The sequence below is a fragment of the Rhodococcus rhodnii NBRC 100604 genome (genome assembly GCF_001894925.1).
GTDB lineage: Bacteria > Actinomycetota > Actinomycetes > Mycobacteriales > Mycobacteriaceae > Rhodococcus_F > Rhodococcus_F rhodnii.
Genome location: NZ_BCXD01000009.1, coordinates 39,639 through 60,962, shown reverse-complemented (window position 1 = coordinate 60,962; position 21,324 = coordinate 39,639). Strand labels below are relative to the sequence as shown.

20 protein-coding genes are annotated in these 21,324 nt (G+C 70.8%); 4 read left to right on the top strand and 16 right to left on the bottom strand.

Annotated features, from left to right (window positions below; genetic code table 11):
• Positions 1 to 58: 58 nt before the first annotated feature.
• The 10 genes from RR1_RS08125 to RR1_RS08080 all read right to left on the bottom strand — a co-directional run bounded on the left by RR1_RS08125 (position 59) and on the right by RR1_RS08080 (position 10,507).
• The gene (locus tag RR1_RS08125) at positions 59 to 1,489 is read right to left on the bottom strand and encodes a cytochrome P450 (protein WP_010838469.1); all 1,431 of its coding nucleotides are present in this window, start codon (positions 1,487 to 1,489) and stop codon (positions 59 to 61) included.
• A gap of 100 nt (positions 1,490 to 1,589) precedes the next feature.
• Positions 1,590 to 1,925 (bottom strand): ArsR/SmtB family transcription factor, encoded by a 336-nt coding sequence (locus RR1_RS08120; protein WP_010838468.1) that lies wholly within the window; start codon positions 1,923 to 1,925, stop codon positions 1,590 to 1,592.
• A 118-nt stretch (positions 1,926 to 2,043) separates the two neighbouring features.
• Positions 2,044 to 3,339 (bottom strand): MFS transporter, encoded by a 1,296-nt coding sequence (locus tag RR1_RS08115; protein ID WP_238559003.1) that lies wholly within the window; start codon positions 3,337 to 3,339, stop codon positions 2,044 to 2,046.
• A gap of 160 nt (positions 3,340 to 3,499) precedes the next feature.
• A complete protein-coding gene (locus RR1_RS08110) occupies positions 3,500 to 4,522 on the bottom strand; it encodes a methionine synthase (protein WP_010838466.1) in 1,023 nt (340 codons plus the stop codon).
• Entirely contained in the window at positions 4,519 to 5,613 is a 1,095-nt protein-coding gene (gene mnmA, locus RR1_RS08105; protein ID WP_010838465.1) for a tRNA 2-thiouridine(34) synthase MnmA, read from the bottom strand. Before mnmA ends, RR1_RS08110 begins: the two co-directional genes overlap by 4 nt.
• Before the next feature lie 74 nt (positions 5,614 to 5,687).
• Positions 5,688 to 6,887, bottom strand: a complete 1,200-nt coding sequence (locus RR1_RS08100) for a cysteine desulfurase family protein (protein WP_010838464.1) — start codon at positions 6,885 to 6,887, stop codon at positions 5,688 to 5,690.
• Positions 6,888 to 6,904: 17 nt separating this feature from the next.
• Positions 6,905 to 7,756, bottom strand: coding sequence for a lysophospholipid acyltransferase family protein (locus RR1_RS08095; protein ID WP_083581014.1), 852 nt, complete (start codon positions 7,754 to 7,756; stop codon positions 6,905 to 6,907).
• The gene (locus RR1_RS08090; protein WP_010838454.1) at positions 7,753 to 8,559 is read right to left on the bottom strand and encodes a GNAT family N-acetyltransferase; all 807 of its coding nucleotides are present in this window, start codon (positions 8,557 to 8,559) and stop codon (positions 7,753 to 7,755) included. Before RR1_RS08090 ends, RR1_RS08095 begins: the two co-directional genes overlap by 4 nt.
• Before the next feature lie 136 nt (positions 8,560 to 8,695).
• The gene (locus tag RR1_RS08085) at positions 8,696 to 9,655 is read right to left on the bottom strand and encodes an electron transfer flavoprotein subunit alpha/FixB family protein (protein WP_010838453.1); all 960 of its coding nucleotides are present in this window, start codon (positions 9,653 to 9,655) and stop codon (positions 8,696 to 8,698) included.
• A 51-nt stretch (positions 9,656 to 9,706) separates the two neighbouring features.
• Positions 9,707 to 10,507 carry an electron transfer flavoprotein subunit beta/FixA family protein gene (locus tag RR1_RS08080; protein ID WP_010838452.1) on the bottom strand — a complete coding sequence of 267 codons (801 nt, stop codon included), beginning with the start codon at positions 10,505 to 10,507 and terminating at the stop codon, positions 9,707 to 9,709.
• 213 nt (positions 10,508 to 10,720) lie between these two features.
• On the opposite strand from RR1_RS08080, the gene RR1_RS08075 reads away from it, so the two are divergent.
• Genes RR1_RS08075 through RR1_RS08065 form a run of 3 tightly spaced genes read left to right on the top strand, consistent with a single transcriptional unit; the run spans position 10,721 to position 14,306 of the window.
• Positions 10,721 to 11,512 carry a class I SAM-dependent methyltransferase gene (locus tag RR1_RS08075; protein ID WP_040773444.1) on the top strand — a complete coding sequence of 264 codons (792 nt, stop codon included), beginning with the start codon at positions 10,721 to 10,723 and terminating at the stop codon, positions 11,510 to 11,512.
• A gap of 29 nt (positions 11,513 to 11,541) precedes the next feature.
• Positions 11,542 to 13,062 carry a 1,4-alpha-glucan branching protein domain-containing protein gene (locus RR1_RS08070; protein ID WP_051111178.1) on the top strand — a complete coding sequence of 507 codons (1,521 nt, stop codon included), beginning with the start codon at positions 11,542 to 11,544 and terminating at the stop codon, positions 13,060 to 13,062.
• Positions 13,062 to 14,306, top strand: coding sequence for a glycosyltransferase family 4 protein (locus tag RR1_RS08065; RefSeq protein WP_040773442.1), 1,245 nt, complete (start codon positions 13,062 to 13,064; stop codon positions 14,304 to 14,306). The genes RR1_RS08070 and RR1_RS08065 overlap by 1 nt, the downstream gene beginning before the upstream one ends.
• A gap of 10 nt (positions 14,307 to 14,316) precedes the next feature.
• On the opposite strand, the gene RR1_RS08060 is transcribed toward RR1_RS08065, so the two are convergent.
• Positions 14,317 to 15,060, bottom strand: a complete 744-nt coding sequence (locus RR1_RS08060) for an acyltransferase (RefSeq protein ID WP_010838448.1) — start codon at positions 15,058 to 15,060, stop codon at positions 14,317 to 14,319.
• A 146-nt stretch (positions 15,061 to 15,206) separates the two neighbouring features.
• Between RR1_RS08060 and RR1_RS08055 the strand changes: the two genes are divergently transcribed.
• The gene (locus RR1_RS08055; protein ID WP_010838447.1) at positions 15,207 to 16,547 is read left to right on the top strand and encodes an outer membrane protein assembly factor BamB family protein; all 1,341 of its coding nucleotides are present in this window, start codon (positions 15,207 to 15,209) and stop codon (positions 16,545 to 16,547) included.
• Positions 16,548 to 16,562: 15 nt separating this feature from the next.
• Here the strand turns inward: RR1_RS08055 and RR1_RS08050 are convergent, their stop codons facing one another.
• The 5 genes from RR1_RS08050 to RR1_RS08030 form a co-directional block, all read right to left on the bottom strand.
• Positions 16,563 to 17,759 carry a THUMP-like domain-containing protein gene (locus tag RR1_RS08050; RefSeq protein WP_010838446.1) on the bottom strand — a complete coding sequence of 399 codons (1,197 nt, stop codon included), beginning with the start codon at positions 17,757 to 17,759 and terminating at the stop codon, positions 16,563 to 16,565.
• 11 nt (positions 17,760 to 17,770) lie between these two features.
• Positions 17,771 to 18,739 carry a class I SAM-dependent methyltransferase gene (locus tag RR1_RS08045; RefSeq protein WP_010838445.1) on the bottom strand — a complete coding sequence of 323 codons (969 nt, stop codon included), beginning with the start codon at positions 18,737 to 18,739 and terminating at the stop codon, positions 17,771 to 17,773.
• 73 nt (positions 18,740 to 18,812) lie between these two features.
• On the bottom strand, positions 18,813 to 19,592 hold the full coding sequence (locus tag RR1_RS08040) for an enoyl-CoA hydratase/isomerase family protein (protein ID WP_010838444.1): 780 nt from the start codon (positions 19,590 to 19,592) through the stop codon (positions 18,813 to 18,815).
• Between the two features lie 65 nt (positions 19,593 to 19,657).
• Positions 19,658 to 20,443, bottom strand: a complete 786-nt coding sequence (locus RR1_RS08035; RefSeq protein WP_010838443.1) for an NUDIX hydrolase — start codon at positions 20,441 to 20,443, stop codon at positions 19,658 to 19,660.
• A gap of 44 nt (positions 20,444 to 20,487) precedes the next feature.
• The gene (locus RR1_RS08030; protein WP_010838442.1) at positions 20,488 to 21,309 is read right to left on the bottom strand and encodes an ABC transporter ATP-binding protein; all 822 of its coding nucleotides are present in this window, start codon (positions 21,307 to 21,309) and stop codon (positions 20,488 to 20,490) included.
• Between the last annotated feature and the right edge of the window lie 15 nt (positions 21,310 to 21,324).

The window sequence follows — 21,324 nt, the reverse complement described above, 5'->3', positions numbered from 1 at the left end:
TTGCGCTCCCCTCGCTCGCCGCGTCGCTCCGTCAGGTTGTCGACGGGGCACGCCTCTACTACACACGCGTCGGACGCACTCGCAGTCCGCGAGGTTTGAGCGTGATGGCTTCGTGCACGTCGAGGGTGTAATCCGGGTCCGGCGCGATCTCGTACCGCCGCAGGATCGAGGCCAACGCGAGGACGGCCTCGTGGAGCGCGAACTGGCGGCCGATACACGCACGTATCCCGGTTCCCCACGGCTTGTAGATGTGCGGGGAGCGCTCCCTGACCGCTGCAGGGAGGAATCGGTCCGGGTCGAAACGCTCGGGGTCCGGACCCCAGGCGGGATCCCGATGCAGCTGCGGAAGAAGGACGAACACCCACGATCCGACGGGCATCGCGTGCTCGCCGAGCGTCGTGTCCGCCCGAACCTTGCGGAAGTATCCCGGCGCCGCAGGCCACAGCCTGAGCGTCTCGTCGACGATTCGCCGGACCTTGCGGAGTTTCCCGATCTGCTCGTACGCCAGCGGGCCGTCGGGACCGGCCACATCGAGCACCTCGGCGCGCGCCGCCGCGGCGATCTCGGGATGGCTGCTGAGAAAGTGCAACGCGAAACCCAATGTCGCGGAGGTCGTCTCGTTGCCCGCCACGAGGAACGTGAGCACCTGGTCGACCACCGACTCGCGCGTGAGTCGCTCCCCGGTGTCCGGATCGGCCGTGTGCAGCATCAGATCGAGCAGGTCCGATCGTCGGTCACCGGACGCTTCCCTCTCGTCGACGATCCTGGCGACGGTCTCTCGCATCAGCGCGATATCGGCGTCGTGCTGCGCTCGCCGAGCACGCCCGAAGAGCGTGCGGAGCAGCGGGATGTCGTTCGAGGAGCGATTGACGTATTCGAGCGCCCTGCCCATGGCCCCCACGAACGGGTCCGGGGCGTCGCGCGTGAAGCTGCCGAAGTCGTAACCGAACCCACATCGGCCGATGACGTCGAAGGTGAGGGCGGTCATGGATCGCCCCACGTCGACGTACTCACCGGATTCGGCCGCGTGATCCCAGCTCGTGAGCAGTTCGTCGACGACGGCGCACATCGACTCGTGATACCCGCGCATCGACGTCTGACTGAACCCCGGACCCAGGATGCGGTGCGCTCGCCCCCAATTGGGTTCGGAATTGAACGCGGTGAACAGCCCGTCCCCGGCGATGACACGGAGCTTGCGCAAGGGCAGCCCGAGGAACTTCGCCCACTTCTCCTCGTCGTTGACCTCGGCGACGAGGTCCGCTCCGGACACCACGATCACGCGATGCGCGATGATCTTGCGCTCGAAGATCCCACCCAGTCTCCGGGCCATCTGCATCTCGCGCTGCACCGGCTTCGCCACGTCGATGCTCAGCAGGTCGCCGAGGAGGGGCAACCGAAATGAAGGAGTCGGGATGGTGGGCGAATGGGTGGCAGAGTTGGTCGGTGACGTGTCCCCGCCCGACCGACTCGCAGTGTTGTGGGACGCCATGCCGCCAGTGTGCCGCAGGACGGTCGGGCTGACCCACCCGGCCGACTCCTGGACACGCCGCGCTCGAATCCTCCCTGTTCGTCGCACCGGCGAAGTTGCGTCAACTCTTGTCGGCGCGGCCCTTCCGGTCGGCTCCGACGATCTGGTCGAGCAGGCCGGGGAACACGGCGTCGAGGTCGGAGCGGCGAAGGCTCGTGAGCCGGCCGTTTCCCACGTCACGCTGGCGGACGAGGCCCGCCTCACGAAGGACACGGAAGTGATGGGTGCGCGTCGACGGCGCCCAGGGAAGCCCGAAGACGGTGCAGAGTTGCTCGGTCCCGTCCGGCTCCTCGGCGAGCTGGACGATCACACTGCGCCGGTTCGCGTCCGAGAGCGCGTGCAGGATCGACGACAGATCGAATTCGTCGCGGTCGGGGTGACCGTCCTGATCAGCCATTCCGGCACGGTTCCTTCCGCTACACGGCACTGCACGACATCTTCGCGCTCACTGCACGATGCACTGCCGATCATCGTACGCACCACCGACGCGCACGCCCCGCTACCGACGGGAGCGATCACCACCGAGACCCTGACATCACTCTCCCCCATACCCTTTCACCGGACCGAACCACGAACACGGCGAACGACAGCACGACGAGCACCGCCACGACACCACCGACGGTGACAGCGAAGGCATCCGCGTAGACGTCGGCATGCCCGGGCATGCCCGCAGCGGTCTCGGCAGCGGCAGTCCCCATGAGCCGGTGATCGACCACACTCGACAGGACGAATGCGTACGCGGCGACGAAGGCCGCCTCGCTGCCGATCCGGCAGAAGTTCAGCACCCCGGCCGCGCGCCCGGTCTGCTCGGGTGGCACCACAGCGAGAGCGTGGCCGTCGACGAGCCCGATCGGAAGCCCGAACCCGAACCCCAACAGGATCATCGGCAGGATCACCCAGGCGATCGACCTGTCCGGCGCGAGCAGCAACATCCCGCCACTGCCCAGAACGAGGGCGACGAGGCTCACGTGGACGACGGAGCCGACGGTGACGCGAGACACCGAGCCGACCAGTGCCGCGACGATCGTCGGTGCCACGAGAACCGGGACCGTCATCACCAGCATGAGCGGACCGGCAGCGCCCGCCGACAGTCCTTTGATCCCGCCGAACGCCGACGGCAGGTACGTCAGGAGGGTGACGAAACCGGCCGAACCGGCCATCGGCACGAGACACATCGCGACGAACTCACGGTTGCGGAGCAGCGAGCCACGCGAGGCGGTCCGCACCGCGTCGCGGATCCCGGGTGCGACCACCGTGCGGGGCAGCGCACGCGAACCGAGCACCGCGAGCGCGAGAAGCACTGCCTGCACGGCGAATCCGCCGCGCCACCCGATGGCCGCCACGAGCACGCCCGAGACGGTCGGCCCGAGCGCGAGCCCCAGCCCGTTGACCGTGCCGAAGAGCGCGAAGCCCTTCGCCCGTGCGGCACCGTCGAAGGCGTTCGACAGCAACGAACTCGCACCGGTGAGGATCGCTGCGGCACCGACACCCGCGAGGACACGGGCCCCGTCGAGAATCACCAGAGACGGTGCCGACGCGCTCACCGCGCTTCCCGCCGCGAATGCCGCCGCCCCCACGGTGAAGGTCGCGCGATGGCCGATCCGATCACCGATCGGTCCCCAGATCAGGGTGCTCAGCGCGAACGCGACGTTGAAGCCGTTGACCACCCACTGCAGCGCGGCCGGCTGCGACCCGAGATCCGCCGAGATCGCCGGAAGCGCGATGGCGGTACCCGCGATCGACAACGGAGTGACGAACTGCGCGACGAGAACCACCGGCAGCGTCCATCGGCTCGGCGGGGCAGACACCACGCCGGCCGCAACTATCGCTAGATCATTCGTAGGTTCCATATATCTAGTAGGTACTAGACATGTGAAACCTACTGAAGAGGCCTCTGGCCCCGGTCGTACGGCCTCATCGGGAGAAAAGGCGGATCGGTGAGGAAGCAGACGCGGTCAGCGAGTCAGCGAGTCAGCGAGTCAGCAGCGACGGATCGTCCGCCATCGCCCGCGCGGCGTCGCGGACCGTGGTGAGCGCACGCCGCGCCCACTGCGGCGATGCACCCGCGAGTCCACACGCCGGCGCGAGACCGACGCGGGCAGCGAAGACCTCGGGCGCGAACTGCAGCCGGTGCGCGAGCCTGCCGAGATCGCGCAGCACGTCATCGACCCCGAGCGGCCGCTGCGGATCGGTCGTGGGCACCGCGCCCACGAGCAGTTCGGTGCCACCGTCGAGGAGCGTTCCCAGACCGTCGAGGCTCGCCGTTCGCACGGACTCGAGGTCGAATGCCAGTGCGGCGACGCGACTCTCGTGCGCGATGTCCGTAGGAACCTCCGCCGAGCACGCATGCAGGATCACGTCGGCGGCCGACGCGGCGACGACACGATCGAGTGTCTCGACCGCGACGGGAGTGGCGACGGCGGGAATCGACTCGAGTCGGCTGCGGCCCGTGAGCCGTCCGGCACGCACGTCGGTGAGCAGCGGTTCGTCCAGCTGGACGACGACGCGCGCACCACCACACCGGCGCGACACGTCGGCGGCGTGCGAGGCGAGCCCGTCGCCGAGCGAATCCGCGAGATCGCGCACCGCTCCGCGGTCGAGCAGCAGGCGCGCTCCCCCGGCGAGTTCGAGCGACGCCGCGAGCGTCCACGGACCGGGCGCCTGCACCTTGACGGCGCCACCGGGCCCCTTGCCTGCGATCTCCCACGCCTCCTCGAGCGCGTCGAGATCGGCCGACAGCAGACCTGCGGCGCGGCGCGCGATCACCGATCGCCGTGCACCGGTGCGGTATCCGGTGGTGGAGGTGTCGATGGGGAAGTCGGTGAGCAGAGCGGCCGCGCGGCCGATCGTGTCGGCACCGAGACCACGGCCCGGCAGCTCGACGAGGTGCGGGAGCCCGGGCAGTTCGCCGACGACGGTCGCCGCCGCCTCCCGCGGATCGGTGCCCGGCCACGAGCCGATTCCGGTCGCGTGCCCCGCGACGAGCGGCGTCACGAGGCGACGCGCGCGGACGTGCCGGCGATCGTGCCGCTGCCGAGCACGAGGTCCCCCTGGTCGGCGTCCGGCCGGTACATCACGACCGCCTGTCCCTTTGCGACACCGGTGAGCGGCTCGCGCAGTGCGATCCGGATGCCGTCGCCGACGGGCTCGGCGACGGCGGGCGCCGTGCCACCGTGCGCACGCACCTGCACGACGCACTCGACGGGCCCGGTCGGCGCCGTTCCCGACGTCCAGATCGGTCGGGTGGCGTCGATCGCGTCCACCTCGAGATCCTGTGCCGAGCCGACGCGGACCGTCCCGGTGTCGGGTTCGATCGCGGTGACGTAACGCGGCTTGCCGTCCGCGGCGGGCCCCGCGACGCCGAGCCCCTTGCGCTGGCCGATCGTGAAGCCGTGCACGCCGTCGTGCTGCGCGAGCACCTCACCCGACGACGAATCGACGACGGCGCCGGGCCGCACGCCGATCTTCGCGCCGAGGAAGGCGCGGGTGTCACCGGACGGGATGAAGCAGATGTCGTGGCTGTCGGGCTTGTTCGCGACGGCGAGCCCGCGCTCGGCGGCCTCGGCGCGGATCTCGTCCTTCGGGGTGTCGCCGACGGGGAACATCGCGTGCGCGAGCTGCTCCGCCGTCAGGACGGCGAGGACGTACGACTGGTCCTTGTCGGCGTCGACCGCGCGGCGCAACTCGCCGTTCTGCAGCCGCGCGTAGTGGCCGGTGGCGACGGCGTCGAAGCCCAGCGCGAGTGCGCGATCGGCGAGCGCGGCGAACTTGATCTTCTCGTTGCAGCGCAGGCACGGGTTCGGCGTCTCGCCCGCCGCGTACGCGGCGACGAAGTCGTCGATGACGTCTTCCTTGAAGCGATCGGCGAAATCCCACACGTAGAACGGGATACCGAGCATGTCGGCCGCCCGCCGCGCGTCGCCCGCATCCTCTTTCGAGCAACAGCCCCGCGCGCCGGTCCGGAGCGTGCCGGGATCGGTGGACAGCGCGAGATGCACCCCCACGACGTCGTGTCCCGCGGCCACGGCGCGCGCCGCGGCGACGGCGGAGTCGACGCCGCCGCTCATCGCTGCCAGTACTCGCATGGGTGCTTCTCTCCTCGGCGGTGCGCCGTGTCTCGGGTCGTGTGGTGCGGCTCGGGTCGTGTGGTGCGGATGGTTCAGATCGCGCGTGCGACGGCGCGTCCGGCCGCACGCGCGCGTTCGAGTACGTCGGGCAACGCCTCCGCGAGTGCCCGCACGTCTGCTTCGGTCGTGGTGTGTCCCAACGTGAATCGCAGCGATCCTCGCGCGAGTCCGGGGTCCATGCCCATGGCCGTGAGGACGTGGCTCGGCCGCGCGACGCCCGCCGTGCACGCCGACCCGGTCGAGCATTCGATACCCGCGGCGTCGAGCAGCATGAGCAGCGAGTCGCCGTCGCACCCTGGGAACGTCACGTGCGCGTTGTTCGGGAGGCGCGACGACCCGGTCGGGCCGTTGACGATCGCGTCGGGGTCGATCCGGAGGACCTCGTCGAGCAGCAGGTCTCGCAGCGCGCGCACGCCGTCGCGGCTCGGATCGGAGCACACCGCGCGCAGTGCCGCCGCGGCTCCGACGATTCCGGCGACGTCGTGGGTGCCCGAGCGCAGGTCGCGTTCGTGACCGCCGCCGTGCAACTGCGGTTCGCAGCCGACGGTCCGCCCGATCACGAGGGCTCCGACGCCCTGCGGGCCACCGAACTTGTGTGCGGCGAGGCTCAGCGCCGCGACGCCGCTCGCCGCGAAGTCCACGTCGAGATGGCCGACGGCCTGCACGGCGTCGGTGTGGACGGGGATGTCGAACTCGGCTGCGACCGAGGCGAGTTCACGGATCGGCATGATCGTGCCGACCTCGTTGTTCGCCCACATGACGGAGACGAGCGCCACATCGGCGCCGTCACCGATCGCCTCGCGCAGCGCGCCCGGCGTCACTCGGCCGTCGGCGTCGACCGGAATCCAGGTGACGACGGCGTTCTCGTGCCGTTCGAGCCATTCCACGGCGTCGAGGACGGCGTGGTGCTCGACCGCGCTCACGACGAGCCGGGTGCGGTGCGGATCGGCACCGCGGCGCGCCCAATAGATTCCCTTGATCGCGAGATTGTCGCTCTCGGTTCCCCCGGAGGTGAACACGACCTCGGACGGCCGCGCCCCCAGATCGGCGGCGACGGACTCGCGTGCCTCCTCGATGCGGCGGCGTGCTGCGCGGCCCGATCCGTGCAGCGACGAGGCGTTGCCCGTCGTCGTCAGGGTCGCCGTCATCGCCCGGACGGCGGCATCCAGCATCGGAGTGGTGGCGGCGTGGTCCAGGTACACGGGTGACGCGGTGGTGCGTGCGAACGACATGACCCGACCAGGATAACTCAGACCGCGGTGACCTCTTCGCTCGTGCGAGCCGGGCCCGCGAGGCCACCGACGTCGGCCGGGGACCGGGCGTCGAGCAGGGCACGTTCGGCAGCGGCGGCGAGATCGCGGCGCCCGCCTGCTCCGGTCCGCGCCGGATACAGCGCCGGCCTGGTCTCGACGACCGCCGTGAGCTCGCGGGCACCCGCGATCCGCAGCACCGACGAGCCGATCGAGTCCTCGCCGACGAAAGCGGCGAGCGTCGTCGGCCCGTCGTCCCGGCGATAGTGCAACCGGAGCGGGACGACGGGAACGTCCGCCTCGACCGCTGCCTGGAAGAACGCGGGGCGGAGCCGCCCGTGCGCGCGGCCGCACCACGTCGTTCCCTCGGGGAAGACGACGACGGTGCGCCCCTGGGCGAGCCGGTCGCGCACCCGGTCGACCGCATGGGGCAGCGACCGCAGCCGGGCCCGATCGACCGGCACGACGTCGACCGCGCGGGCGAGCGCACCGAGCACCGGCCAGCTCACGAGGTCGGCGCGGGCGACGAAGTCCGCCGGGACGACGGCGGCGAGCGCCACGACGTCGAGCCACGACGTGTGATGCGCGACGACGAGCGCACCGCCGGTGACGGCCGCGGGCTCGCCCGACAGCGCGAGCCGGACACCGAGTGCCCGCAGGAGCGCGCGTGCGGCGCGCCGCTGCGTCTCCCCCGCCGGGCCGCCTCCCCGCCGCAGGGCGAACGGTCCCGCGGCGAGGAGCGCCGCTCCCGCGGCGGTGCGGCGGACGGCGCGCACCCCGGTCGCGGGCCGCTCCCGCGGAATGCACCCGAGTCCGCAGGGACTCGCCGGCGCCCAGGCGTGCTCGGTCACGACCGCACCGCGTCCGCGGCGCCCCGGAGCCGCTCCAGGTAGCGCCGGTCGGCGTCCGCGAGCGCGAGTACCGTCACGAAGTCCGCGACGTCGAATTCGGGGTCGAACGACGGCTCACCGCACACCCGCGCGCCGATCCGGAGATATCCGCGCATGAGCGGCGGAACGGCGGTGCGCGGCGGCGGTGCGATCTCGTCGAGCGTCCGGCCCCCGACGACGACACGCCGGCGCGGCGTCACCACGCCCGGCTCGTACGCGTGGCGACTGCGGACGAGATCGCGGACCCCGCGCACGTCGCCGCCGCGGTCGGTTCCCGGCCGCTCCATCGGCACCGACACACAGCCCATGACGACGTCGTGGCGGGTCAGTTCGAGATAACCGAGGATTCCGCTCCACATGAGCGCGACGACGGAGCCCGTGCGGTGCTCGGCGGCGACGCAGGCACGCCCCATCTCGACGATTCGATTGCGATGGGGCGCGAGTCCCGTGAGATCGAACTCGTTCGCGCTGTAGTACCCCCCGGCGCGCTCGGCGGCGTCGGGCGGCAGCATCCGATAGCACCCCACGACCTCACCGGTCGGCTCGTACCGGACGAGCAGGTGATCGCAGTGGTCGTCGAACCGGTCGGCGTCGCGGCCGTCGCGGCTCGCGGCGTCGTCGGGAAGCCGGAACCCGGGTTCGGCGGAGAAGACGCGGTGGCGGAGCCGCTGCACGGCGACGCGGTCGCGGCGGTCGGTGGAGATGGTCAGGGAGTAGAGCGCGGGCCGCGCGGACGTGGCCGCGCGTGCGAGTGCTGTGGCCATGCCCACAGATGTAGTGCGCCGGGAAGGCCGTGCGGCGTCGGTGCGGTGACGCGTCGAGGTGGACGACGTGAACGTTGCACCACGCGAACGGGCCCCGCTCTCGTGCGAGAGCGGGGCCCGATCGGCGGGTGGGGTGTCAGCCCTTGTGCTTCTTGACGGCTTCCGTCAGCTGCGGCGCGACGTTGAACAGGTCGCCCACGATGCCGAGGTCGGCGATCTCGAAGATCGGTGCCTCTTCGTCCTTGTTGACGGCGACGATCGTCTTCGAGGTCTGCATTCCGGCGCGGTGCTGGATGGCTCCGGAGATGCCGAGCGCGACGTACAGCTGCGGCGAGACGGTCTTGCCCGTCTGACCGACCTGGAACTGGCCCGGGTAGTAGCCCGAGTCGACGGCGGCGCGCGAGGCACCGACGGCCGCACCGAGAGCGTCGGCCAGCGGCTCGACGACCTCGTGGAACTTCTCCTCGGAACCGACGCCGCGGCCACCGGAGACGACGATCGTCGCCTCGGTGAGCTCCGGGCGGTCGCCGCCGACGATCGGATCGGCGGAGGTCACCACGGTGACGCCCTCGTCCTGCGCGGGGACCTCGACGGTGACCTTCTCGCCGGCACCGGCCTGCGGCTGCGCCTCGACGGCACCGGGACGAACCGAGAGGACCGGCACGTCGCCGTTGGCCTTGGCGTCGACGGTGAACGCGCCACCGAAGATCGAGTGGACGGCCGAGCCGTCGGACTTGATCTCGACGACGTCGGAGAGCAGGCCCGAGCCGATGCGCGCCGCGAGACGTCCCGAGACCTCTTTGCCCTCGAAGCCCGCGGCGGTGACGACGGCGGCCGGCGAAACCGACTCGACGAGGCCCGCGAGGACGTCGACCTTGGGCGTCACGAGGAAGCCGTTGGCGGCGTCGGACTCCGCGACGTAGATCTTCTCGGCGCCGGCCGCGGCGAGCGCGTCGGCGATCGCGTCGGTGGTGCCGGGGGCGTCGACGACGACGGCCGACGGCTCACCCAGTGCGCGGGCGGCGGTGAGCAGCTCCGTGGTGACCTTCTTGAGCGCACCCTCTTGCTGCTCGACGAGCACGAGTACTTCTGCCATTGCTGAAAATCTCCTCTGAAAGGTTCTGCTGGTGTGCTGGGTGCGGTGCGATCAGATGATCTTCTGCGCGACGAGGTACTCGGCGACCTTGGTGCCGCCCTCGCCCTCGTCGGTGATCCGCTCGCCGGCAGTACGCGGAGGCTTCGGGGTGGAGGCGGTGACGGTGGTGCCCGCGTTCGCGACGCCCACGGTGTCGGGGTCGACGCCCAGATCCGCGAGCGTGTAGGTGGTGACTTCCTTCTTCTTCGCGGCCATGATGCCCTTGAAGGACGGGAAGCGCGGCTCGTTGATCTTCTCGTTGACCGAGACGATGACCGGCAGCGGAGCCTCGAGGCCGAAGACGCCCTCGTCGGTCTCGCGCTCGCCCGAGGCCTTGCCGTCGGCGATCGTCAGCTTGCGTATGTGCGTGAGCTGCGGGATACCGAGGTACTCGGCGATGATCGCCGGGACGGCGCCGACGCGACCGTCGGTCGCCTCGTTGCCCGCGATGATGACCTCGGCCGGCTCGCCGTTGTCGAAGGTGATCTGGCCGAGGGCCGCGGCGAGCGTCCAGCCGGTCTGGATCGCGTCGGACCCGTGCAGCGCCGGATCGTTGACGTGCACGGCCTTGTCGGCACCCATCGACAGCGCCTTGCGGATGGCGTCGGTGGCGCGATCGGGACCGGCGCTCAGCACGATGACCTCGCCGCCCTGAGCCTCCTTGATCAGCAGCGCCTCTTCGACGGCGCGCTCGTTGATCTCGTCGAGCACGGCATCGGCGGCCTCACGGTCGAGCGTGAAGTCGCCGTCCGAGAGCTTGCGCTCGGACCACGTGTCGGGGACCTGCTTGATCAACACAACGATGTTCGTCATGGGTCTTCGTCGACCTCCTGTGTGGATTTCCGGGTTGTGCGTTAGATTACCCCACGCCAAGTTACCGATGAGTAACTTGCGTGGCAAGCCCCTCGACCATACGAAACCGGCACCGGCAACGGGGAAGGACGGTCACTCGTGGACCGACACTCGATCGCAGAAGCCCAGGGCACTACCCTCGCAGCGGTGGACGACTCACTCGCCGAATCCGCCGTGGCCCCGGACGCTCTCCGGTCGACGGACGCTCTCCCGTCGACCGGGACGCTCCCACTGACCGGAGAGCGGACGGTTCCGGGCATTCCGGAGGAGAACTACTGGTTCCGCCGCCACGAGGTGGTCTACGAGGTCCTGGCGACGCGCTGCGCCGGCCGGGTCGTGCTGGAAGCCGGCCCCGGTGAGGGCTACGGCGCCGACATGATCGCGAATCACGCCGCCGAGGTCGTCGGGGTGGACTACGACGAGAGCGCGGTCGACCACATCCGCCGCCGCTACCCGCGCGTGTCGATGGTGCACGGCAATCTCGCCGCGCTGCCGATGGACGACGAGTCGATCGACACCGTCGTCAACTTCCAGGTGATCGAACACCTCTGGGACCAGGCGCAGTTCCTGCGCGAGTGCCACCGCGTCCTGCGCGACGGCGGCGAACTGCTCGTGAGCACACCGAACCGCATCACCTTCTCCCCGGGCCGCGACATCCCGCTCAACCCCTTCCACACCCGCGAACTCGATGCCCGCGAGCTCGCGGAGCTGTTGACGGAGGCCGGTTTTCGCGTCGAACGCATGCTCGGCGTGCATCACGGAGCCCGGCTGGCCGAGCTCGACGCCACGTACGGCGGTTCGTTCATCGACGCGCAGATCGAGCGTGCGCTCGCGGGCGAGCCGTGGCCCGAGCAGTTGTGCGCCGACGTCGCGGGCGTCACGACCTCCGATTTCACGCTGCACGACGAGCACATCGACACGAGCCTCGACCTCGTCGCGATCGCGGTGAAGGACACCGCCGAGTGACGACGCAGCGCGCGACCGCCGAACCGGGCATGTTCTGCCTGGTTCTGCATTCGCATCTGCCGTGGCTGCCGCACCACGGCAGGTGGCCCGTCGGCGAGGAATGGCTGTACCAGTCGTGGGCGAGTTCGTATCTGCCGGTGTTCGACGTCCTGCGCGAGCTGGCCGACGAGGGCCGGGAGAACCTGCTGACCCTCGGGATCACGCCGGTGCTCGCCGCGCAGCTCGACGACCCGTACGCGCTCGACGGCATGCACCACTGGCTCGGCGACTGGCAACTCCGGGCGCACGAGGCCGCGGCCGATCCCGCGCTGGGCGACCTCGGCGCGCGGGAGCATCGCGGCGCGGCCCGCGCGCTCGAGACGTTCGAGACCCGCTGGCGTCACGGCGCGTCGCCGCCCATCCGCGAACTCGTGGACGCCCGCACCGTCGAACTGCTCGGCGGGCCGCTGGCCCATCCCTTCCAGCCGTTGCTGCACCCGCGGCTGCGCGAGTTCTCGCTCACCGAGGGACTCGCCGACGCCCGGCAGCGCTGGGGCAGCGCACCGCGCGGAATCTGGGCGCCCGAGTGCGGCTACACCCCCGGCCTCGAGAACCTGTACGCACGCAGCGGCGTCGAGCACTTCATGGTGGACGGCCCTGCACTGCACGGCGATTCGGCTCTGGGACGACCCGTGCGCGAGTCGGGTGTCGTCGCCTTCGGCCGCGACCTGCCCGTGAGTTATCGGGTGTGGTCGCCGAAGTCGGGCTATCCCGGCCACGCCGCGTACCGCGACTTCCACACCTACGACCACGGCACCGGGCTCAAGCCCGCGCGAGTCACGGGGCGCCACATCGCCTCCGACGCGAAGGCGCCGTACGACCCGCTGCTCGCCGAACGCGCCCTCGGACGCCACGTCGACGACTTCGTCGAGACGGTCCGCGCCCGGCTTCGGGACGAATCGGAGCGGCTCGGCCGGCCGGCACTCGTCGTCGCGGCGTTCGACACCGAACTGTTCGGGCACTGGTGGCACGAGGGGCCGCAGTGGCTCGGGCAGGTGCTGCGCGCACTCGGCGACGCCGGCGTGCGGATCGGCACCCTCGCGCAGGCACGCGACGACGGATACGTCGGCGCCCCCGTCGATCTCGAGGATTCGTCGTGGGGCTCGGGCAAGGACTGGCGCGTGTGGGCGGGCGATCAGGTCGCCGACCTCGTGACGCTGAACTCCGAGGTCGTCTCCACCGCACTCGATTCCGTCGACAAAGCCTTCGATTCTGCGGCGGCGCACGGACACTCGCGCCTTCGCGACCGCGTCGCGGATCAGATCCTGCGCGAGGCGCTCCTCACCGTCTCGAGCGACTGGGCGTTCATGGTCAGCAAGGACTCGGCTGCCGGATACGCGCGGGACCGCGCGCACAAGCACGCCCACGCGACACGTGAGATCGCGGACGCCCTCGCCCGCGGCAAGCGGAGCCAGGCCGAACGCCTCGCCGCCGGATGGCATCTCGCGGACGGACTCTTCCCGGGCCTCGACGCCCGCCGGCTCGGCTCACGCGGAAGCGGTGATCTGTGATGCGCATCCTCATCGTCTCGTGGGAGTACCCCCCGGTCGTCGTCGGCGGCCTGGGGCGGCACGTCCACCATCTCGCGACGGAGCTCGCCGCCGCCGGACACGAGGTCGTCGTGCTCTCCCGGCAGCCGACGGGAACCGACGCCGCGACCCACCCGACGGCGAGTCGCGTCGAGGACGGCGTGCTCGTCGTCCAGGTAGCCGAGGACCCCGCACATTTCGTGTTCGGCGAGGACATGCTCGCGTGGACGCTCGCGATGGGACACGCGATGGTCCGCGGTGGACTCGCCCTCGCGCGTCCCGGCGTCGGGAACGGCTGGACACCCGACGTCGTACACGCCCACGACTGGCTCGTCGCACACCCCGCGATCGCGCTCGCCGAGCACTTCGACGTTCCGCTCGTGTCGACGATCCACGCGACCGAGGCCGGGCGTCACAGCGGCTGGGTGTCGGGCCGCGTCAACCGCCAGGTCCATTCCATCGAGTGGTGGCTCGCCAACGACTCCGACGCCCTCGTGACGTGCTCGGCGTCGATGGAGGACGAGGTCGCCCGCTTGTTCGGACCGGACCTCGCCCCGATCACGGTGATCCGCAACGGAATCGACCTCACGGCGTGGCCGTACCGCGACCGCGCGCCGCGGGTGGGCCCGCCACGGCTGCTGTTCGTGGGGCGGCTCGAGTACGAGAAGGGTGTGCACGACGCGATCGCCGCGCTGCCGCGCATCCGTCGCTCGCATCCCGGCACCACGCTCACGATCGCCGGCGCCGGAACCCAGTTCACGGCGCTGCAGGAGGCCGCCCGCACACACCGGGTCGCGCGAGCGGTGCACTTCGTCGGCAACCTCGACCACGACGACCTGCTGGGCTGGCTGCACGCCGCCGACGCGATCGTGCTGCCCAGCCGATACGAACCGTTCGGCATCATCGCCCTCGAAGCGGCAGCGGCAGGGACGCCGCTCGTCGCGTCCACCGCGGGCGGCCTCGGCGAAGCGGTGGTGGACGACGTCACGGGCCTGTCGTTCCGTCCCGGCGACGTCGCGGGACTAACGTCCGCGGTGCGCGAGACGCTCGACGATCCCGCCGCCGCAGCGCGGCGCTCACGGGTCGCGCGGGAACGGCTCACGGTGGACTTCGGGTGGGGCGGCGTCGCGGAACGGACCGCGACCGTCTACGCCGGAGCGAAGCGGCGGGTCCGCCATCCGGTCGGGCGTCCCGTCATCGTGCAGCGGCCCCTGCCGGAGCGGTGAGCGCGGGGGCTCAGCTGCTCCCCGACGCCTTCTTGCGGGCGATGTCCTCGAGCGCCGCGATGTACTCGGCCCGCTGCGCTGCGCCGGCCTCCCAGTCCTGCTTGCGGTTCCGGACGGCCTTCGCGGGCGAGCCCACCGCGATCGAGTAGTCCGGAATCTCGCCCTTGACCACGGCGTGGGCGCCGAGGACGCAGCCACGTCCGACACGCGTACCGCGCAGCACCGTGACCTTCGCGGCGATCCACGTGTCCGGACCGATCCGCACGGGCGACTTCACGATTCCCTGATCCTTGATCGGCATCGTGACGTCCTCCGTCCGATGATCGAAATCGCAGATGTAGCACCAGTCCGCGACGAGCGTCGACGCGCCGATCTCGATGTCGAGATACGTGTTGACGACGTTGTCCTTGCCGAAGACGACCTTGTCGCCGATGCGCAGCGAACCCTCGTGGCACCGGATCGCGTTGCCGTCGCCGATGTGCACCCACCGGCCGATCTCGAGCCGCGACAGCTCCGGCGTCGCGTGGATCTCGACGCGCCTGCCGAGAAACACCATTCCCCGCAGGACGACGTGCGGATTCGCGAGCTTGAATCGCGCGAGCCGGACGTAGCGCACGAGGTACCACGGCGTGTACGCCTTGTTGCGCAGAACCCATTTCAGCGAGGCGAGGGTGAGGAAGCGGGCCTGGTCACGGTCGCGCAGCCGCGATCCCTTCCAGCGGCTGCTCAGCGGTGCGCCCCACATGCTCGTCATAGCCGTTCAGGGTACGGACCTGCGCGCCCGGACCCGTCACGGCCCTGTGACCTCGCACAGGGATAGTCTGTTGCCTCGGGTCACCGGGACACGAGCCCACCGGAACACGGGGCCACCAGGACACGAGCACACGGAGGACGGATTCGATGCGACGCGCCCTGCGATCGGCGTCCACACGACGGTCGTCGATCCTCGCGGTGACGATGTCGGCGCTGCTGCTCGCGGCGTGCGGCGGTTCCGGCGACACCCACCACGACGTCTACGCCGAGGGCGGCTGGCAGGGTGTGTACGCGGACGGCCGCAACAGTGCGTCCACCACCCGCGAGGCCGCCGCCGATCCCGCGTTCGACTGGTCACGCCCGCTCGGCGGCACCGCGTCCCGGCCGCCGACCGTCGCACCCAACGGGCAGATCTATCAGACGGCCGCCACCGAGACCGGCTGCAACATGTTCTCGTTCCAGATCACGAGCGAGCGCAAGCGGTGGTGCACACGGCTCGCGCCGTCGGTCGCCGACTCCGCGCCGCTGCTCGACGGCGTCGCGAACGCCTACGTCGGCGACGGCGGGACCCTCGTCTCGTTCACCGAACACGGCCAGACCCGGTGGCGCACTCTCGTCGACGGCACGCCGTTGCCCGCGCAGTTCACCGGCGACGGCAACGTCCTCGTCGTCACGCATCGCGGCCAGGTGCAGGTGCTCGACACGCAGACCGGTTTCGCCGTGACGCCGCCGCTCTCGCTGCTGCCGCAGCCCACGGGCGGCCCGGCGGCGACGCCGCCACCGGGCGAGAACCTCGAGGCGTGCTTCCTCGGCACCGACGCGTGCCCCGTCGCGCTCGCTCCCGCGGTCGACGGAGCGAGCGGCCGGGTCGTCGTGTCGGTGTTCACTCCTAGCGCACCCGCGCCGATCCTCGTCGGGCTGCGCTATTCCGGTGGCGATACGCCGTCGCTCGTGCAGGAATGGGACAGCGGCGCGCTGCCGAGCGGTCCCGCGTCGGCTCCGGTGCTCTCCGCCGACGGCGAGACGATCTACGTCCACGATCGGGAGGGCACGCTGTGGGCGCTCTCGGCGGAGGACGGCACGGCGCGCTGGCTGCACGACGTCGGCTATGTTCCCGCCGGCTCACCCTCGGTCGCGGACGACGGCACGATCGTCGTCGCCGGCGGCGAGTCGGGCGCCCTGGTGGGCCTGCGCGACGCCGGTGACGACGCCGAGGAACTCTGGCGCCGTGACGATGTGGTGCATCTGGGCGTTCCTGCCCAGTCGTCCGGCGGTGTCGGGCACACCGTCGTTCGCGACACCGAGTCGGGCGACGAGGACGGCCTGGCCCTGCTGACGTTCGACACCGCGAGCGGCGAGACCCGTAGCACCGCAGCACTTCCCGGTGGTCGCGGCTTCTCGGTCGGTACTGCCGTAGGCCCGGACGGCGAGATCGTGACGACGACCGCGATCGGCGAGGTGTTTGTCTTCGGCTCCCCCATCGACTGACCCTTGTGACGCGGTCTACGGAGCCGCCACGACGCCGTGCTCGCACACGAACGCCACGGCATTGCGGCCCAGCCGGGTCACGACGACCGAGCGCGGCGTCGCGCCGTTCGTCTTCATCCGCACCCGCAGCGCATCCGGGTCGACGTCGACTCCGCGCACGAGGATCTCGACGGCACCGGCGTCGTGCCGCGCGAGCGCACGACGTAATTCCTTGTCCGAGAACTTCACCCGGTCGAGAATCCGGAATCCGCGCACCCCGGCGGGCACCGCGTCACCGGTGAGATAGGCGATGCGCGGATCGAGTTGCCACAGCCCGTGCCGGGCGGCCCAGTGCCGGACGAGACCCGCGCGCACGATCGCGCCGTCGGGATCGACGATCCACTCCCCCGGTTCGCCGTCCGGAACGTCGTCGGGTTCGGCGTCGGTGATCTCCTCGGTGTGAACGCCACTGGCGTCAACGCCTCCCCCGGAGACGGTGCGCAGCACGCTCGCCCGGCGCGTGACGCCGGGTTCGGCGAACCCGGCAGACCACAGGCACGCTTCGCGCACACCGCCGTCGAGCGAGACGACCTCGATCTCGCCCGCGAAGTCCAGTGACGAGAAGTCCAGTCCGGGAGCACATTTGACGACGAGATCGCGTCCGCCGTAGACGTCGAGCAGGGCCGGTAGCGGCGGATCGAGTGCGGCGGGATCGTGCTTGCGCCGTCCTCCGGCACGCCGCCCGGGATCGGCGACGACCGCGACGTCCCGGGTCGCGGGACGCAGCGCGTCGGCCCGCAGCACCGCGGCGCCGGGCACGTTGTGGCGGGCCATCGCGGCCCTGACCGGATCGAGATCACTGCCGACGACGAGCGGCGACACCTGCACGAGCTGCGCGATCTCGCTTCCGATCGAGCACGTGACGTCGTGCACGGGCCGCGCCCCGATGCGCCGCGCGCGCCGCGCCGCGACGGGAGTCGCGGTCGCCTGCTGCACGGCGTCGTCGGTGACGAGCCACTCCGCCGCACCGTCGAGCTTTCCCGAGGCACGACGGCGCGCCAGTACCGTCTCGATCAGTGCGCCGGCACGAGCACCGAACTCGCCACGCGCCCATGCGGTGTCGGCGAGCAGCGTCTGCCGCGTGAGCGGCCGGTCCGACACCCGCCGGAGAGCGTCACGACCCTCCGGCGAGGTCAGCACGACCAGATCGTCGTCGGTGAACGAATAACCCACGACGAGGTGCGTCAGTTCGCGGGCTTGGTGCCCGTGATCATCACGTTGTAGAAGAAGCTGCGCGGCACGACGTGCTTGAGCACGGTCTCGTCGAGCCAGGTCAGCGCCTTCCAGCCGCCGAAGGCGAACTTCGCCCAGTTCCAGCCGAGCTTCTCGGGCGGAACCGCGGCCTCGAAGGTCCGCACCGGCCAGCCGAGGAAGGCCGCCGCGAATTCCTCCGTCTCGGCGTGCACGTCGACGGCACCGGCGGCCTTGGCGATGTGCTCGAGTTCGCTCGGATCGAACGTGTGGATGTCGACGACCGCCTCGAGCGCCGCGGCACGCGAGGACTCGTCGAGCTCCTCCTGCGGACGGCGCCAGCTCGCGAGGGCGGGCAGCCGCGTGATCCGGGTCGTCGTCTCCCACGTCGCACGCCCGAGCCACCGCGCGTAGAAGTCGCCGATCGTCGACGGCTCACCGGCGAACACGAACCGTCCACCGGGCTTGAGCACCCGCAGCACCTCGCGCATCGACTGTTCGACGTCCGGGATGTGGTGGAGCACCGCGTGCCCGACGACGAGGTCGAAGGTGTCGTCCTCGTACGGGATCGTCTCGGCGTCCGCGACGCGCCCGTCGACGTCGAGGCCGAGGTTCTCGGCGTTGCGCAGCGCGACCTTCACCATGCCCGGCGAGAGATCGGTGACCGAGCCCTTCGCCGCGACACCCGACTGCATGAGGTTGAGCAGGAAGAACCCGGTACCGCAGCCGAGCTCGAGGGCACGCTCGTACGGCAGGTCCTGCTCGCCCGCGGCGGCGTCGAAACGTCCCCGTGCGTAGTCGATGCATCGCTCGTCGTAGGAGATCGACCACTTGTCGTCGTAGGTCTCCGCTTCCCAGTCGTGGTAGAGGACCTGGGCGAGCTTGGTGTCCTGACGTGCGGCTTCGACTTCGTCGGCAGTGGCGTGCGGACGTGGTGCCGGGTCGTTCGGGCTTGCTGTCATGGAGGCGATCCTACTCATGGGTAGCCGGTGGGTGAACGGACCGGTGACGTCGCTGCCGAGGCGCCGGGCCTGCTCATTCGCCGACGAATTCGGCCTTACCGGGACCGTTCTCGATGAACGACGCGATACCGATCTCGCGGTCCTTGGTCGCGAAGAGCGACGCGAACTGCGCGACCTCGATGCGCAGGCCGGTCGTGAGGTCCACGTCGAGGCCCTGATCGATCGACGCCTTCGCGGCGGCGAGGGCGCGCGACGCCGCACCGGTGAACTGGCCGGCCCAGGCACGCGCCGCCTCGTAGACGTCGTCGGGAGCCACGACCTTGTCGACGAGGCCGATCGCGAGCGCCTCGTCGGCACGGACGTGGCGGCCCGTGAAGACCATGTCCTTCGCCTTCGACGGGCCGATCAGGCGGGCCAGCCGCTGCGTTCCGCCGCCGCCGGGGATCAGCCCCAGCAGCGTCTCGGGGACGCCGAGCTTCGCGTTGTCGCCGGCGATGCGGTAGTCGGCCGAGAGCGCGACCTCGAGTCCGCCACCGAGCGCGTAACCCGTGATGGCCGCGACGGTGGGCTTCGGGATCTCGGAGACCGCGCCCAGCGCGGACTGCAGGTCCCCGGCGACGGCACTCATCTCGGCGAACGACATCTCCGACATCTCCTTGATGTCGGCGCCCGCCGCGAACACCTTCTCACCGCCGTACACGATCACGGCCTTCACCGCTGCGTCCACCGTCGCCGCGCGCGACGCGGCCCGCAGCTCCTCCTGCACCTGCCGGTTCAGCGCGTTCATGGGCGGCCGCGCGAGCCGGATCGTGCCGATACCGTCTTCGACCTCGAGAGTCACGAATTCAGCCATGCGCGCTACGTTAGCGTGCGCGGCGTCGCGACTGTGCCCCGAGTCACCGCGGCCGGGCCACGCCTTCAGCGAGCCGCCCACGGGTGCGTGACGGCGGAGTAGTACTCGTCCTGGTCGGGGAAGTCGACGCGGATCGCGCCGGGCTCGCCGACGAGCGTCGGCATGATCGGCTCGACGGCCCGATCCTGCGCAAGCACGTCCTCGACGGCACCGAATTCGGTGAGATCGCGCAGCTGTCGCCACGTCGGGGGCAGCAGCACCGTCTCCCCCGCGCGCCAGGTCTCGAGCGCGTCGCCCGCTGTCGACCAGCGGACGTCGTCCGCCTCGCTCGTCTCCCCGTCCGCGATCTGCCCTTCGGGAACGGCCGCGACGAAGAACCGCGTGTCGTAGCGGCGACGCTCGCCGACGGGCGTGATCCAGTTCGCCCAGGGCCGCAGCAGGTCGGAACGAAGAACGAGATCGTGCCGCGTCAGAAACTGCGCGAACGACAGCTCACGGCGCTCGAGCGCGCGCCGATCGTCCGCGAAGGGCCGGGTGTCGTCGACGGTGCTCGACTCGGTGTGCCCCGCCAGCAGTACGCCGCACTCCTCGAAGGTCTCGCGAACCGCCGCGCAGACCAGCGCCTGCGCACGCGGTTCGTCGACCCCGTATCGCCGCGCCCACCACGAGACGTCCGGGCCCACCCACGCGATGTCGGCCTCCGCGTCGGTGGCGTCGACACCCCCACCCGGGAACACCGTCATCCCGCCGGCGAACTCCATCCCGGCGGCCCGGCGGAGCAGGAAGACCTCGGGCCCGCCGTCCCCGTCACGAAGCAGCACGACCGTCGACGCATCCTTGACCGGGCTCATGCGCGAAACCTACACCCGCCGACGAGACCCAGATCACTCGACCGTCAGCGGCGGTGCCGTCCCGGCGTGCGGGCGCGGCGCGCGAAGAAGCGGTCGTCCGCGCGATCGAGCAGGATCTCCTGCTGGAACGTCGTGCTGAGATTCTCTGCGGTGACGACGTCGTCGAGCAGTCCCTGCGCGACGACGGCGCCGTCGCCGAGCAGCATCGCGTGGGTGAAGCCCGGCGGGATCTCCTCGACGTGGTGCGTCACGAGAACCGTCGCGGGCGAATCGGGGTCGGCGGCGAGATCGGTCAGCCGTGCCACGAGGTCCTCGCGCCCGCCCAGATCGAGGCCCGCGGCGGGTTCGTCGAGCAGCAGCAGTTCGGGGTCGGTCATGAGCGCACGGGCGATGAGCACACGCTTGCGCTCGCCCTCGGACAGCGTGCCGAAGGTGCGCTCCGCCAGGTGCTCGGCGCCGAGGCTCTCGAGCATCTCGATCGCACGCTCGGTGTCGAGGTCGTCGTAGCGTTCGCGCCACCGGCCCAGGACCGCGTAGCCGGCCGAGACGACGAGGTCGCTGACCCGCTCGTCGGCGGGCACCCGCGACGCGAGCGCCGACGACGACAGCCCGATGCGCGGGCGCAGTTCGTTGACGTCGACACGGCCCAGCGTCTCGGCGAGCAGATGCGCGGTGCCCGAGGTCGGATGGACCTCGGCAGCGGCGATCCGCAGCAGCGAGGTCTTGCCCGCACCGTTCGGGCCGAGGATCACCCACTTCTCGTCGAGCTCCACTTTCCAGGAGACCGGGCCGACGAGAGTGTTGCCGCCACGGCGGAGCAGGACGTCGTCGAATTCGATGAGGAGATCGGGATCTGGTTGCGCCACGACCCCATCTTCTCT